We start from the raw sequence: 14379 nt of genomic DNA on the forward strand, positions 1-14379 counted from the left end.
CCTGTGCCGTTGTGCGGCTGGGCGGGCTGCTGCGCGCCTTGCTGCCCCTGGAACATCTGCCCCACAGCCCCAGACAACGCCCCCGAGATCAACTGCTGCGGCATGAACCCGGTCGGGTCGGTGGTGAGCAGCCCCGGGGCGCCGGACGGGGTGGCCTGTTCGATGATGGAGTCAGTGAGAATGCTGAGCATCTGAGCGCCGTACTCCACACCATGCTTCGCGAGGCTGCCATTCCCGCAGCCGACGATGCGGCGGACGCCGCTTGGTCGATCACACCGTTGATGACTTCGGCGCCCATGCCGTAGATACTGGCGAGGAAGCTGTCGCCGGCAACGCTGCCATCGCGACGTCGAGCATGATGTCGACACAAGCTGAGGCGGCCATCTGCGTGCTGTTCGGCCACGACCGTGACCGCTGGGCAGCTGAGCAGCTGAGCAGATCGGAGCTCACCGCGACGTAGCCAACCTGGGCGTACACGTCACGCTGGCCGCCGACCCACTTGGTCGGGTTCTGCTCCCGGGGGCAGCGGGATGACGTGGGTGGATGTTGAGGCTGTTGGTATCGCCCTCAATCAGCTGTTGACTCGTGATTGTGGGCAAAGTGTGGGCACGGACGCCGCTTAACGCAAAAGCAGGCCAGACCGGAAGGGCCTGACCTGCTGATCTTATTGTGGAGCCTAGGAGATTCGAACTCCTGACATCTGCCTTGCAAAGGCAGCGCTCTACCAACTGAGCTAAGGCCCCGTATCCAGCCCGGACGGCTCGACGTCCGCCTCGTGCCAAATCTCTTCACCGTGTCGTGATCGCCAGACGACCACCGCGGCGGCTGCGACGCCGGCCAGAAGAAGAAACCGCATGGGCGCAACCTCTCGGTGATCACCGGTTACACCGGGTGTCGTGGGCCTAGGAGGACTCGAACCTCCGACCTCTTCGTTATCAGCGAAGCGCTCTAACCGCCTGAGCTATAGGCCCGAAAATTGGGATCGACCGAGCGCAGAGATTACCGCACCGGGGCGCAGACTCCCAAATCAATCCCTGTCGGCCAGGGTGACCTCGACCCCGCCCACCAGATCGGTGGTCAGGTTGTAGATGAAGGCACCGATGGTCGCCATCGCGCACAACACCACGATGTTGACCAGGCCGACCAGAGCGGCACCACCGAAGATCGTTCCGCTGGAGACCAATTCGCCACCTGAGGCACCGCTGGCGCTGGTCAACAGGTCACCGACATTGCTGTTGAGCTTGCTCCACACACCCATCGCGCCGAGCACCAGATAGAGGAACGCCACCGCGATCATCCACACGAAGAACATCACCACCGACAACACCAGTGAGACCTTCAGCACAGTCCACGGGTCCACCCGGCGGATCTGCATGCTGGCCCGGACCGGACCCTGATGCTGGGTGCGGTTGGCCACCTGAATGCGGGTGGTCGGGGTGTTCGACGGCCGGGGCGCGGCCGCGTCGCCAGACGCCTTCCGCTGCGACGGCCGGGGCGCAGGGCCGGACAGATCGGGCAACTCGCTGGCGTACGCCTCGGGCCGCACCTGCTCATTGCGCGGCTCGTTTCGGGGCTCGTTACGCGGCGCCGACGGGGCTGCCGGGGCCGGACGGGTCGGACGGCCTTGCTGCTCGGTCTCCTGTGACTCAGTGCCGGCGACGAAACGCTGCAGCCGGGCTTCCACCCCAGGGGAGTGCACCCCTGCCGAACGAGCATTCTCGTCGCGCGTCTCGCGCTGGTCGGAGGACGGTTGCGGGGCCCGGGCGGTACCGCGCTGCCACGGCGGGGCCTCACCCGTCTCGGTGATCTGTCCGCCGGCCGCCCGGGCCGACGCACCCGCCGTCTTCTTCCCACTCGGGCCGCCCTCGGCCCCGGCACCAGAACCGTTGGAGCTGCCCGGCCGGTCGCCCCCTCGCGGGAAACCCGGCTCGCTCGGTGAAGTCACCTACCAGCTCCTTAGCTCGGGCCGGGGCCCAGGTCGGGCCTCAGCAGCAGCGTCACTCGTCGTCGGACTCGGAACCGGACTCGACAACATCCGGATCGGACTCTTCCTCGGCATTGCGCGCTATCGCAATCAGTGTGTCGCCCTCGCCCAGGTTCATCAAGCGGACTCCCTTGGTCTGGCGGCCGGCTTTACGAACCTGACGTGCGGCAGTGCGAATCACACCGCCACCGGATGTGATGGCGTACAACTCCGTCTCGTCGTCGACGATCAGCGCTCCGACCAGATTGCCACGCTTGCGGTCGTACTGGATCGTCAGGATGCCCTTGCCGCCGCGGCCCTGTGCCGAGTACTCCTCGATCGCCGTCCGCTTGGCGTACCCGCCGGACGTCGCGACCAGCAGATACGTGTCCGGACGCACCACGTTGAGCGAGAGCAGCTTGTCCTCTTCGTTGAACCGCATACCCTGCACCCCGGAGGTGGCACGGCCCATCGGGCGCAGCGCCTCATCGGTTGCCGAGAACCGGATCGACTGGCCTTTGGCGCTGACCAACAGCAGGTCGTCCTCGGCCGAGCACAGCACCGCGCCGACCAGTTCGTCGCCGTCACGCAGGTTGACCGCGACGATGCCGCCCGAGCGGTTCGAATCGAAGTCGACCAGCTTGGACTTCTTCACCAGGCCGTTGCGGGTGGCCAGCACCAGATAGGGCGCATCCTCGTAGGTCTTCAGTTGGATGACCTGGGCGATGCGCTCCTCGGGCTGGAAGGCCAGCAGGTTCGCCACGTGCTGGCCTCGCGCCGTGCGTGAGGTTTCCGGCAGCTCGTAGGCCTTGGCCCGGTAGACGCGGCCCTGCGTGGTGAAGAACAGGATCCAGTCGTGGGTCGAGCAGACGAAGAAGTGGTTGACGATGTCGTCGGCCTTGAGTCCGGCGCCCTGCACACCCTTACCGCCGCGCTTCTGGCTGCGGTAGAGGTCGGTCTTGGTGCGCTTGGCGTATCCGGTCTCCGTGATCGTGACGACCACGTCTTCCCGGGCGATCAGGTCCTCATCGCTGACATCGCCGTCGGCCGGCATGATGCGGGTCCGCCGGTCGTCACCGTGCTTCTCGACGATCTCGGCGAGCTCGTCGCGCACGATCGCACGCTGACGTTCCGGCTTGGCCAGAATGTCCTCGAGGTCGGCGATCTCGGCCTCGATCTTGGCCAGATCGTCGACGATCTTCTGCCGTTCCAGGGCCGCCAGCCGACGCAGCTGCATGTCCAGGATCGCCTGAGCCTGGATCTCGTCGATGTCGAGCAGCTCGATCAGGCCGGCCCGGGCGATCTCGACGGTCTGCGAGGCCCGGATCAATGCGATCACTTCGTCGAGCGCGTCGAGGGCCTTGACCAGACCGCGCAGGATGTGGGCCCGCTCGTTGGCCTTGCGCAGCCGGTAACGGGTGCGCCGGACGATGACGTCGAGCTGATGCGCCACGTAGTAACGGATCATCTGGTCGAGGCGCAGTGTGCGCGGTACCCCGTCGACGATCGACAGCATGTTGGCGCCGAAACTGGTTTGCAGCTGGGTGTGCTTGTAGAGGTTGTTCAGCACGACCTTCGCGACGGCATCGCGCTTGAGCTCCACCACGATTCGCAGACCGACCCGGTCACTGGACTGGTCCTCGATGTTGGAGATGCCGGCCAGCTTGCCGTCACGCACCTGCTCGGCGATCGAGCTGATGAAGTTGTCGTGGTTGACCTGGTACGGCAGTTCGGTGATGACGATGCCGGTACGGCCCCGGCTGTCCTCTTCGATCTCCACCACACCGCGCATCCGGATGGAGCCGCGGCCGGTGGTGTAGGCGTCGTGGATGCCCTGGGATCCGACGATCAGGCCGTGGGTGGGGAAGTCGGGTCCCTTGACCCGCTCCATCACCGCCGCCAACGTGGCTTCCTCGTCGGCCTCGTAGTTCTCCAGGCACCAGTAGACGGCCTCGGCCAACTCCCGCAGGTTGTGCGGCGGGATGTTGGTGGCCATACCGACGGCGATACCGCCCGAGCCATTGGCCAACAGGTTGGGGAACCGGCTCGGCAGCACCGTGGGTTCCTGCACCCGGCCGTCATAGTTGGGGGCGAAATCGACTGTCTCCTCGTCGATTTCACGCAACATCTCCATCGCCAGCGGGGTCAGCCGGGCTTCGGTGTTGTGGCTGACGAACCCATTGGTGATGAACGCATGGTCATCGGTATCGACCCGCAGGCTGTACACCGGTTGCACGCCGGTCTCTGTCACCGATTCGACCTCGGCGTAGTAGAACCGGCCATCGGTCAGATCCGTGGCGATGGCGCGCACGTCCGGGTCCGCGATATGGCTGAGGATCTCGGCGCCATGGCGACGCCACCGATCGATCCGATCGACGTTGTGCTTGCGCAACCACTCTTTGTCGACCCAGCGACCGCCGGCGTGGGTACGAATGAACGCGCCGAGGCCCGGCACGTGGTCGGCATCAAGACCCTTGGCCGATTCAGGAAGCGCCGACAGGATCTCGTTCAGCTTGGCCTGTTTGGCACCGCCGAATCCGATCTGCGTGGCGAACAGTTCCGCCTGTGCCCGGTTCGTGATGACGACTTTGTACTCACCGGTGGCATGACGGTAACGGTGCGACACCACGCCGAACTCCAGCAACATCTGCTGCACGTCTTTGGCGAGTTGATCGCTCCGTGTCGAGTACGAGACCTGAATAGTGTTGCGCGGCAATGCCGAGCATGATCCATCACCCTCGAACAAAGCCTGCAGGAATGTCCGCTTGACCACGGTTGCCGAATGCCACAGCCATTCGGGAACGCGTTTGTCCGCGGACCGTTGGCCGACCATGCCACCCAGTCGTGAGGCTTTGAGCGCCTGCAGATTATGGACGTCGAGTTCATGCAACATCGATCCGGAGACGATGGTGCGCGACGAGAGGTAGCGCGGACCACCGACGATGGCGTCGTATGCCGTGACAACCATGTTGAAGAAGCCGCGGTCGAGGTTGTTGAAACCAGCCCGGCCTTCAGACACGAACCCTTCACTGATGAACGCGCCGAGGAGCAGCGCTTCGAGGGTCTCGTACCAGTCCGCGGGGCCGAACTCGGCCGGTGGCGTCCGCTGAATGGCGACGCGATCCCCGGGGCGGATTTCTTCGATGAGTTTCCACAGCAGTGTCGGCACGCCAGCGACATCCGCCAGGCACAACAACGGGTGATTGCTCGTTCCGGTGACTGCGTATCCGTCAGCCGTCCGCACGGTGTAGGTCTGATGCTCACCGGAGTGGAACAGTCGATCCGCCACGACCGGATTACCGTGTCGATCCACAACCTTGAGGTCGATCACATGGTCGGTATTCGGGCGTGCTCCCGGCACGATGTCCGCGATCCGCACTGAGTGACCCATGGGCAACCGCACCAGCGCGTCGCCGGTCACGCAGTACCTCATCGCCGCCGCGGGGTCGTTGCCGGGCGAGCCGAAGTTGCCCTGTCCGTCGACCAGCGGGTAGCGCAACGACCAGGGCTGGGCCATCCGGACCAGGGTGTCGTAGATCGACGCGTCGCCGTGCGGGTGGTAGTTACCCATCGTCTCGGCCACCGAGCGGGCCGATTTCGCGTGGCTGCGGTCGGGGCGGAACCCGGAGTCGAACATCGCATACAGCACGCGGCGGTGCACCGGCTTGAGGCCGTCCCGCACCTCGGGCAGCGCGCGCCCGACGATCACGCTCATGGCGTAGTCGATGTAACTGCGCTGCATCTCCTGCTGGATGTCGACCGGTTCGACGCGGTCTCCGGCTTCGCCGCCGGGCGGCAGGGTGGTGTCAGTCATGTGATCCTCGGTTGTTGATCTAGCCGGTGGATGTCTTGAGCGTCATGCCTTTAAACGTCCAGGAAGCGAACGTCTTTGGCGTTGCGCGTGATGAAGCTGCGCCGGGCTTCCACGTCCTCACCCATCAGAATGGAGAACAGCTCGTCGGCGGCGGCGGCGTCGTCGAGCGTCACCTGACGTAATACCCGCACTGTCGGATCCATGGTCGTCTCCCACAGTTCCTTGGCGTCCATCTCGCCGAGACCCTTGTAACGCTGGATACCGTCGTCGACGTTGATGCGCTTGCCCGCCGCCTTGCCGGCCTCGAGCAGGCCGTCGCGCTCGCGGTCGGAGTACGCGAATTCCGGTTCCTGGCGCTGCCATTTCAGCTTGTAGAGCGGTGGCTGGGCCAGGAAGATGTGGCCGTGCTCGACCAGCGGCTTCATGAACCGGAACAGCAGGGTCAGCAGCAGGGTGGAGATGTGCTGGCCGTCGACGTCGGCGTCGGCCATCAACACGATCTTGTGATACCGCAGCTTGCTGATGTCGAACTCGTCGTGGATCCCGGTACCCAGGGCGGTGATGATCGCCTGGACTTCGGTGTTCTTCAAAACCCGGTCGATACGGGCCTTTTCGACGTTGATGATCTTGCCACGCAGCGGCAGGATCGCCTGGAACATCGAGTCCCGACCACTCTTGGCCGAACCACCGGCCGAATCACCCTCCACCACATACAGTTCCGACTTCGTCGGATCGGTGGAACGGCAGTCGGCCAGCTTCCCGGGCAGGCCGCCGATATCGGTCGCGCTCTTGCGGCGGACCAGCTCCCGGGCCTTGCGGGCGGCAATCCGCGCCTGTGCCGATGAAACTGCTTTGTTGACAACAGTTTTCGCCTCGGCCGGATTCGCCTCGAACCAGTGCGTCAGCTCTTCATTGCAGATCTTCTGAACGAACGACTTGACCTCGGTGTTCCCGAGCTTGGTCTTGGTCTGGCCCTCGAACTGCGGTTGAGCCACCTTCACCGAGATCACCGCGGCCAAGCCCTCACGGATGTCGTCACCGGTGAGGTTCGGATCCTTGTCCTTGAGCAGCTTCTTGTCCTTGGCGTACTTGTTCACCACGGTGGTCAGCGCAGCGCGGAAGCCTTCCTCGTGGGTTCCGCCCTCGTGGGTGTTGATGGTGTTGGCGAAGGTGTGCACCGACTCCGAATAGCCGGCGTTCCACTGCATCGCGATCTCGACCTCGTGACCGGGGCCCTTGCCGTCGAAATCGATGACGCTGGGTTGAATCGCGGTCTTGGTGCGGTTGATGTGCTTGACGAAATCCACCAGACCGCCGGGGTAATGGAACACCCGGTGCTTGACCTTCTGCGGCGCCGCCACTTCGGCTGCCTTTTCCTCGGCCGTCTTCGGCGCCTCGGCGTGGTCACTGACGACGTCGTCCACCACTTCCTCGGCCGAGACGCGCTCGTCGGTGAGCTCGATGGTCAGGCCCTTGTTGAGGAATGCCATCTCCTGCAGCCGGCGGGCGATGGTCTCGAAGTCGTAGACCGTGGTCTCGAAGACATTCGGGTCCGCCCAGAACCGGATCGTGGTACCACTCTTGGTCGTCTTCTCGCCCTGCTTGAGGGTTCCCGGCACCGAATTCTCGTAGGTCTGGAACCACTCGTAGCCGTCTTTGCGGATGTCGGCCTCGAGCCGCGTCGACAGTGCGTTGACCACGGACACGCCCACGCCGTGCAGCCCGCCGGACACTTGATAAGCGCCCTCCTCGAACTTGCCGCCGGCGTGTAGGACGGTCATCACGACGTCGACGGTCGGGATTCCGGTGGCATGCATGGCCACCGGGATGCCGCGACCGTCGTCGGTGACCTGGACTCCGCCGTCCTCGAGGATCCGCACATCGACCTTGCTGGCGAAACCGGCCATCGCCTCGTCCACCGCGTTGTCGACGACCTCCCAGACCAGGTGGTGCAGGCCGCGCTCACCGGTGGAACCGATATACATGCCCGGACGTTTACGAACCGCCTCCAATCCCTCGAGCACCTTGATCGAATCGGCGCCGTACTCGCTTGGGGCGTTCTTCTTCTGGGCAGCCACGTCGGACGCGTCTCCTTGGGGTTCGCGGGAGGCGGTTGCGTCACCGCCCTGCAGATCTCGCCATAGTCTACCGGTCGACACGGACAGGGCCCACTCTGTGGCGGCGTTTTCACCTATCTAACTGCGCCGTGCGCGGAACTTCTCGGCCATTGGTGCCTCCGGAGGTTCGGAGCGATCCATTAGGAGCGTCTCGGCGCTCTCAGCGCAATGCCGACGGTCTAGCCGTAGGTATCGCGCGGGCCGCGACCCGGCACGTGGTACCGGCCTTTACGCCAAGACGGTCCGACCGGACCCACGATCTTGAGCGAGGTCACCACCCCGTCGCCGACGGCTGCGGCGATCTTGGCCAGCAGCTGGGCCTGCACCATCCGGAGTTGGGTGGCCCAGGCCGTCGACTCGGCGGAAACCGTCAGCACCCCCTCGTTCAGGCCGGTCGGATTGGCGTGATCGGCGATCTGGTCACCGACCACCGCCCGCCACCGCCCGAAGACCGACCCCTCGGCGACCCTCGAGGACCAGCCCCGCACCTTGGCCAGATCTTGCGTCGCCGCACCGAGCGGTTGGGGGTCGCGCACGTCGGGGCCGGGGCCCGACCAGGTGCGTCGTCGTCCCGCGTTGCCCGCCACGCGCCGCACCGGCGCCCGGCGACCACGGCCGACATCCTTACCCTGACTACGCGCTGCGCCCCGCGCCTCCTCGAGGGTCCGCCGGACCAGATCCATCCCCCGCATCCGGGTCAGATCGTCGGCGGAGACCGCAGGCGAGGGCGGTTCGGCGGATTCGGCCGGCTCGTTCGTCATGACTGCACCATCGATGTGCGCCCGTGGTCGTCCTCGGTCATCCTGATCTCCACCCGGTTGCTCGCCCAGTCTTCGGGAATGTCCTCTCCGACTGCGGCCGTGACCAGGACCTGCTCGGCTTCGCCGGCCACCGCCGCCAGCGCCTGACGGCGCGAGGTGTCCAACTCGGCGAACACGTCGTCGAGCAACAGCACCGGGTCCACGCCGTCCGAACGCAGCAACTCGTAGGCACCCAACCGCAGGGCCAACGCCATCGACCACGATTCACCATGGCTGGCAAAGCCTTTCGCAGGCTGATCACCCAACCACAGCTCGAGATCATCTCGGTGCGGCCCGACCAGACAGACCCCACGATCCAACTCGGCGTCGCGCCGGCGGGCCAGACCGTCGAGGAGCGCGGCCTCGTAGAACTCCACACTCTCGGGTCCCGGAGCGTTCTCGATCGCCTCCACGCTGCTGCGGTACCGGATCGTGGCAGGCCGCGATGCGGGCGCCAACAACTGATAGGCCTTCTGCACCTCGGGGTGAAGTTGTTCGACGAGGGCCACCCGTGCCGCGATCAGCGCCGCGCCGTGGGCGGCCAGGTGTCCGTCCCACACCTCGAGGGTGTCCAACACACTGCGATCACCGCGATAACGCGCTCCCGCAGCGGTTTTCAGCAAGGCCGTGCGCTGACGCACCACCTTGTCGTAATCGGCCCTGATCCCGGCGACAGCCGGGCGACGCGTGGTCGCCAACTCGTCGAGATAACGGCGCCGCTCACCCGGATCGCCCCGCACCAGCGCCAGGTCTTCCGGACTGAACAGCACCGCACGCAACACGCCGAGGATTTCTCGCGGGGAACGCACCGGCGAGCGGTTCAGCCGGGCCTTGTTGGCGCGGCCGCTGGTGATCTCGAGATCGACCGCCAGCTCGCGACCCTCGTTGACCACGATGCTCGAGACGATCGCGCGCTGGGCCCCGGCCCGGATCAGCGGAGCGTCCGAGGCCACCCGATGCGAACCGAGGGTGCAGCAATACCACAGTGCCTCAACAAGATTCGTCTTACCGAAGCCGTTCGAGCCGACGAACACGGTGCGGCCTGGCTCCAGCTCGAGCTCCACGTGGGCCCACGACCGGTAATCGGTCAGTCCCAGGTGTCGGACATACACGACAGGACCTAACCGGACTCGCTGATCCGGTGCACGGCATGGCCACCGAACTGGTTGCGCAGCGCCGACACCGCCTTCATGGTGGGGGAGTCCTCCTGCCTCGAGGCGAACCTGGCGAACAACGACGCGGCGATCACCGGCATCGGAACCCGATGGCTGATGGCTTCTTCCACGGTCCAGCGACCTTCGCCGGAATCCTCTGTGTATCCGCTGATCTCGGCGAATCCCGGATCTTCTTTCAAGGCCTTGGCCAACAGCTGTTGCAACCAGGACCGCACCACCGTGCCGTTGGTCCAGGCCTGGATGACCGCCTGGGGGTCATCGATCAGGTCTTCGGCGGCCAGTAACTCGTATCCCTCGGCGTAGGCGTGCATGAGGCCGTACTCGATACCGTTGTGCACCATCTTGGCGTAGTGACCGGCACCGACGGGCCCGGCGTGGACGAATCCGTCCGCGACCTCACCTTGTGGACGCAGCGTGTCGAAGATCGGCATGGCTCGAGCCACGTCCGCATCACTGCCGCCGACCATCAATCCGTATCCCTCGTGCAGGCCCCACACCCCGCCGGAGACTCCGGCGTCGATGAAGTTGATTCCCTTGTCGCCCAACAACTTCGCGTGCGGACCGTCTTCGGTGTAACGCGAGTTGCCGCCGTCGATGACCAGATCGCCCGCGCCGAGCACGTCCGCCAACTCGAGGATCGTCTGGTGGGTCACCGTCCCCGACGGCACCATCACCCACACCACGCGCGGCGCCTCGAGCGCCCCGGCCAGCTCCGCGAGCCCGGGCACATCGCTGACCTCGGGGCGGGGGTCGTAGCCGACGACGTCGTGACCTGCGGCGCGCAGGCGCTCACGCATGTTGAAGCCCATCTTGCCCAGGCCGACTAACCCCAGTTGCATGTGCGCCCTTCCTCGCCCCGGCCGGTCAGCCGGGAAGCCGTACCGGCATCAACAGGTAGACGTAATCGGTTTTGGCGGCCGGGAACGGACCGGAACCACCGATGGCGCCCTCGTCACTCGTGGGACGCAACACCGCCGGGCGGCTCGGCGTGGTGAACCCGAACGTCACCCGCTCCGAACGCAGCGAGCTCAGCCCATCCGTCAGGTAGGTGGGGTTGAACGCGATGGTCAGCGGGTCACCGGCGAACTCCACCGGCAGGTCTTCCTCGGCGCGGCCCACGTCATCGGCACCGGCCGACAGATGCAGCACATCGTCGCCGAACTCCATGCGGATCTGGGCGCCCCGGTCGGCCACCAGCGCCACACGCTTGATCGCCTCGGTCAGCTCGGCGACGCCGATGGTGGCCACCGCGGTGTGCTCGGTCGGCAGGAGCTGACGGAACTTCGGGAACTCCGCATCCAGCAGGCGGGTGGTGCTGCGCTTGCCGTTGCTGCGGATACCGAGCAGGCCGTCCTTGCCGACCGACTCGCCGGCACCGAGTGACAGGTGCACCTGGTTGCCGTCGGTGCCGGCCTTGGCGGCCTCGGCAAGGGTCTTCGCCGGAACCAACACCGCCGCCTCGACATCGGTGGCGCTGGTTTCCCAGGTCAACTCGCGCACCGCCAGCCGGAACCGGTCGGTTGCGGCCAAAACCACTGACTCACCGGAGATCTCGACCCGGATGCCGGTCAGCATCGGCAGGGTGTCATCCCGGCCGGCGGCGACGGCAACCTGACCGATCGCCTCGGCGAACAGGTCCGAGGACACCACACCGGTCTCCTCGGGCAGCGACGGCAGCGCCGGATAGTCCTCGACCGCCAGGGTCGGCAGGGAGAACCGGGCACTACCGCACGTCAACGCGACCCGGGTGCCGTCCACGCTGAGCTCGACCGGCTTGGCCGGCAGCGCCTTGGTGATGTCGGAGAGCAACCGTCCGGACACCAAAACGCTTCCAGGAGAAGCGATTTCGGCACTCACCCGGACCTCGGCGGAGACCTCGTAGTCGAAGCCGGAGATGGTCAGCCCCTCATCGGTGCCGGTCAGCAGAACGCCGGCCAGCACCGGGATGGTGGGCCGGGTCGGCAGATTGCGGGCCACCCAGGCCACCGCGTCCGCGAAGTCCTCACGCACTACGCGGAACTTCAGGTCCGTCAGCCCAGCCGTCGTCGTCGCCACGTGCTATGCGCCCCTTCGATGATCCCCATAACGAGCTCTACCAGCGTGTTCCCAAAACCGCACCATGCAGCACGACGCTGAATGACAAAGCTGGTAATCGCTGTCGATGAACCACCGTAGAGCTTTCCTCACCAACTTGAAAGCTAATCGCTCGGGGTGACATTCGGGCTGCTCGGGCTCGAGCGGCGGGGCGGTCCGCTCGGTGTCCCCAAGGCCCTTCTTCTAAAAGGAATTCTCAGAAGATATTTGAGTAACAGTATTAGGTGCTGTGAAAACTGGGGATGAACGGGTGTTTGCCCAGCACCGGCGGTGTGTCGCAATGTGAGTGCGCTGTGGAGTCCGGTGGATGGACCGGCTCTCGAGTGTGCACAGCCCGGGCGGTGTGGATGATTTTGTCATTCATCCCGTGGTTTGCGCCCAGGTTGTACACAGGCGCATCCACAGCGCTGTGGTGTGACCTGTGACGCATCGTGGGGCGAAAGTTGTTACAAGATTTTTCGCCGAGGACACCCGAGAGCCCACGATGTGGGACCCGGACGGAGATTGGACGGGTCGCAAAGGGCCACGGAAAGACCTCGGAAAGGGCCACGGACAGACTCAGAAGAGCCTCGAACAGGACTCAGATGGCCTAGCCGCAGGATTCAGCGCTTCGCGCGCTGACGAATCCGCGTGGTGAGTTCCTTGACGTGGTCGAAGACTTCACGTCGCTCGGCCATTTCGCCGCGGATCTTCTTCTCGGCGTACATCACGGTGGTGTGATCGCGCCCGAAAGCCTGACCGATCTTGGGCAGTGACAGGTCGGTGAGTTCCCGGCACAGATACATGGCGATCTGGCGGGACTGCGCCAGTGCCCGGGTCTTGCCGGGCCCGCGGAGCTCCTCGACCGTGGTCTCGAAGTATTCGGCGGTGGCCGCCATGATCGCGGCGGTACTGATCTGCATCGTGGTGGCGTCGGCGATCAGATCGCGCAACACAACCTCGGCCAGTGCCTTGTCGATCCGGGTCTTGTTGAGCGAGGCGAACGCGGTGACCCGAATCAGTGCACCTTCGAGTTCACGGATGTTGCGTTCGATGCTGCTGGCGATGAGCTCGAGCACGTCATCGGGCACGTCGAGGCGATCCATCTGCGCCTTCTTGCGCAGGATCGCTATCCGGGTCTCCAGCTCCGGCGGCTGCACGTCGGTGATCAGGCCCCACTCGAAGCGGGTCCGCAGCCGGTCTTCGAGAGTGGCCAGCTGCTTGGGCGGCCGGTCGGAGGAGATCACGATCTGCTTGTTGGCGTTGTGCAGCGTGTTGAAGGTGTGGAAGAACTCTTCCTGGATACCTTCCTTGCCCTCGATGAACTGGATGTCGTCGACGAGCAGGATGTCGATGTCACGGTAGCTGCGCTTGAACGACGCCTTGCGGTCGTCGCGCAGCGAGTTGATGAAGTCGTTGGTGAATTCCTCGGTGGAGACGTACTTCACCCGCATGCCGGGGAAGAGACGTTGCGCATAATTTCCGGCCGCGTGCAGCAGATGGGTCTTACCGAGGCCGGATTCACCCCAGATGAACAGCGGGTTGTAGGCGCGGGCCGGCGCCTCGGCGATGGCGAGGGTGGCGGCGTGCGCGAACCGGTTCGATGCGCCGATGACGAAGGTGTCGAAGGTGTAGCGCCGGTTGAGGTTGACCGCGTTGTCGTCGCCGACCGTCGAATCGCGCTGCGGGCTGCTGAAGTAGCCCGGCCAATTCTCCTCGGCGCTGACCTTGGCGGCCCGGTCGTCATCGATCTCGTCGACGTCGGCAGGGACGTCCGGGGCCTCCTCGAGAGCAGCTGACTCCGCATGCTCGGTAGGGGAGTGGTCGTCCTCGGCGGACGGGGTGGCGATCCGCACCCCCAACTCGATGCGTTGACCCAGCTTGCGGCTGAGCGCGTTGATGATCGGCTCGCGCAGGTGCCGTTCGATCTCGTTCTGCACGAACGGGGTGGGCACCGACAGCAGAGCAAACCCCTCCGCGATGACGAGCGGTTGCGCGAGCTTCAGCCAGGCCCTTTGCTGGGGAGTGAGGTCACCGTTGAGTTCGGCGACGACGCTGTTCCAGACGGCGACGAAGGGTGGGTCGGGGTCAGCTGTCAACGACGGTCTCCCCCTTTGAGGTGCTTCGAGGTCGACCCGGGGACGACCAAAAAGAACGATGACGAACTGTCCACATATTTATCCACAGCTTGTGGAGAAAGGACAGTCGTCGTCGCTCTGTTGTCTGTTTGGAGGCCGTCAGAGCCGGGTATGTCACGTGGGTCCGAAGGTGACGCGGGACCGACGTCCTCGTTTCATTGTCCGGGGCCGGTCCATGCGAGGAACGGCATTGCCAGAAGCTAACAGTTTTCTCTCGATGTGCCAACAGTTCTGCAACATCGGATGCAGTCCAACTATGCGGGTCGGCGCAGGTTTGACCGAGGGAATTCTCATCAGTA

8 protein-coding genes, 2 tRNA genes and 1 pseudogene are annotated in these 14379 nt (G+C 65.0%); 1 reads left to right on the forward strand and 10 read right to left on the reverse strand.

Going from position 1 to position 14379, the window contains the following annotated elements; genetic code table 11:
* The first annotated feature begins 262 nt into the window (after positions 1-262).
* Entirely contained in the window at positions 263-460 is a 198-nt protein-coding gene (locus A5740_RS17400; protein WP_076195916.1) for a hypothetical protein, read from the forward strand.
* Positions 461-670: 210 nt separating this feature from the next.
* Here A5740_RS17400 and A5740_RS17405 read toward each other — a convergent pair.
* The 10 genes and pseudogenes from A5740_RS17405 to dnaA all read right to left on the reverse strand — a co-directional run bounded on the left by A5740_RS17405 (position 671) and on the right by dnaA (position 14041).
* Positions 671-743 (reverse strand) — tRNA-Ala (locus tag A5740_RS17405).
* A gap of 154 nt (positions 744-897) precedes the next feature.
* Positions 898-971, reverse strand: a tRNA-Ile gene (locus A5740_RS17410).
* A gap of 56 nt (positions 972-1027) precedes the next feature.
* Entirely contained in the window at positions 1028-1945 is a 918-nt protein-coding gene (locus tag A5740_RS17415) for a DUF3566 domain-containing protein (RefSeq protein WP_076195918.1), read from the reverse strand.
* A 52-nt stretch (positions 1946-1997) separates the two neighbouring features.
* The gene (gene gyrA / locus A5740_RS17420) at positions 1998-5777 is read right to left on the reverse strand and encodes an intein-containing DNA gyrase subunit A (protein ID WP_076195920.1); all 3780 of its coding nucleotides are present in this window, start codon (positions 5775-5777) and stop codon (positions 1998-2000) included.
* 50 nt (positions 5778-5827) lie between these two features.
* Positions 5828-7855: a DNA topoisomerase (ATP-hydrolyzing) subunit B gene (gene gyrB / locus A5740_RS17425; protein WP_076195922.1), complete on the reverse strand. Its 2028-nt coding sequence runs from the start codon at positions 7853-7855 to the stop codon at positions 5828-5830.
* Between the two features lie 218 nt (positions 7856-8073).
* Positions 8074-8655 (reverse strand): DUF721 family protein, encoded by a 582-nt coding sequence (locus A5740_RS17430; protein WP_076195924.1) that lies wholly within the window; start codon positions 8653-8655, stop codon positions 8074-8076.
* Positions 8652-9806: a DNA replication/repair protein RecF gene (gene recF, locus A5740_RS17435; RefSeq protein ID WP_076195926.1), complete on the reverse strand. Its 1155-nt coding sequence runs from the start codon at positions 9804-9806 to the stop codon at positions 8652-8654. Before recF ends, A5740_RS17430 begins: the two co-directional genes overlap by 4 nt.
* 8 nt (positions 9807-9814) lie before the next feature.
* Positions 9815-10723, reverse strand: a pseudogene (gene gnd / locus A5740_RS17440) (phosphogluconate dehydrogenase (NAD(+)-dependent, decarboxylating)); the annotation flags it as partial.
* Between the two features lie 10 nt (positions 10724-10733).
* Positions 10734-11924: a DNA polymerase III subunit beta gene (gene dnaN / locus A5740_RS17445; RefSeq protein ID WP_076195930.1), complete on the reverse strand. Its 1191-nt coding sequence runs from the start codon at positions 11922-11924 to the stop codon at positions 10734-10736.
* Between the two features lie 641 nt (positions 11925-12565).
* Entirely contained in the window at positions 12566-14041 is a 1476-nt protein-coding gene (gene dnaA, locus A5740_RS17450; RefSeq protein WP_076195932.1) for a chromosomal replication initiator protein DnaA, read from the reverse strand.
* Between the last annotated feature and the right edge of the window lie 338 nt (positions 14042-14379).

The organism is Mycobacterium sp. GA-1841 (assembly GCF_001954135.1).
GTDB lineage: Bacteria > Actinomycetota > Actinomycetes > Mycobacteriales > Mycobacteriaceae > Mycobacterium.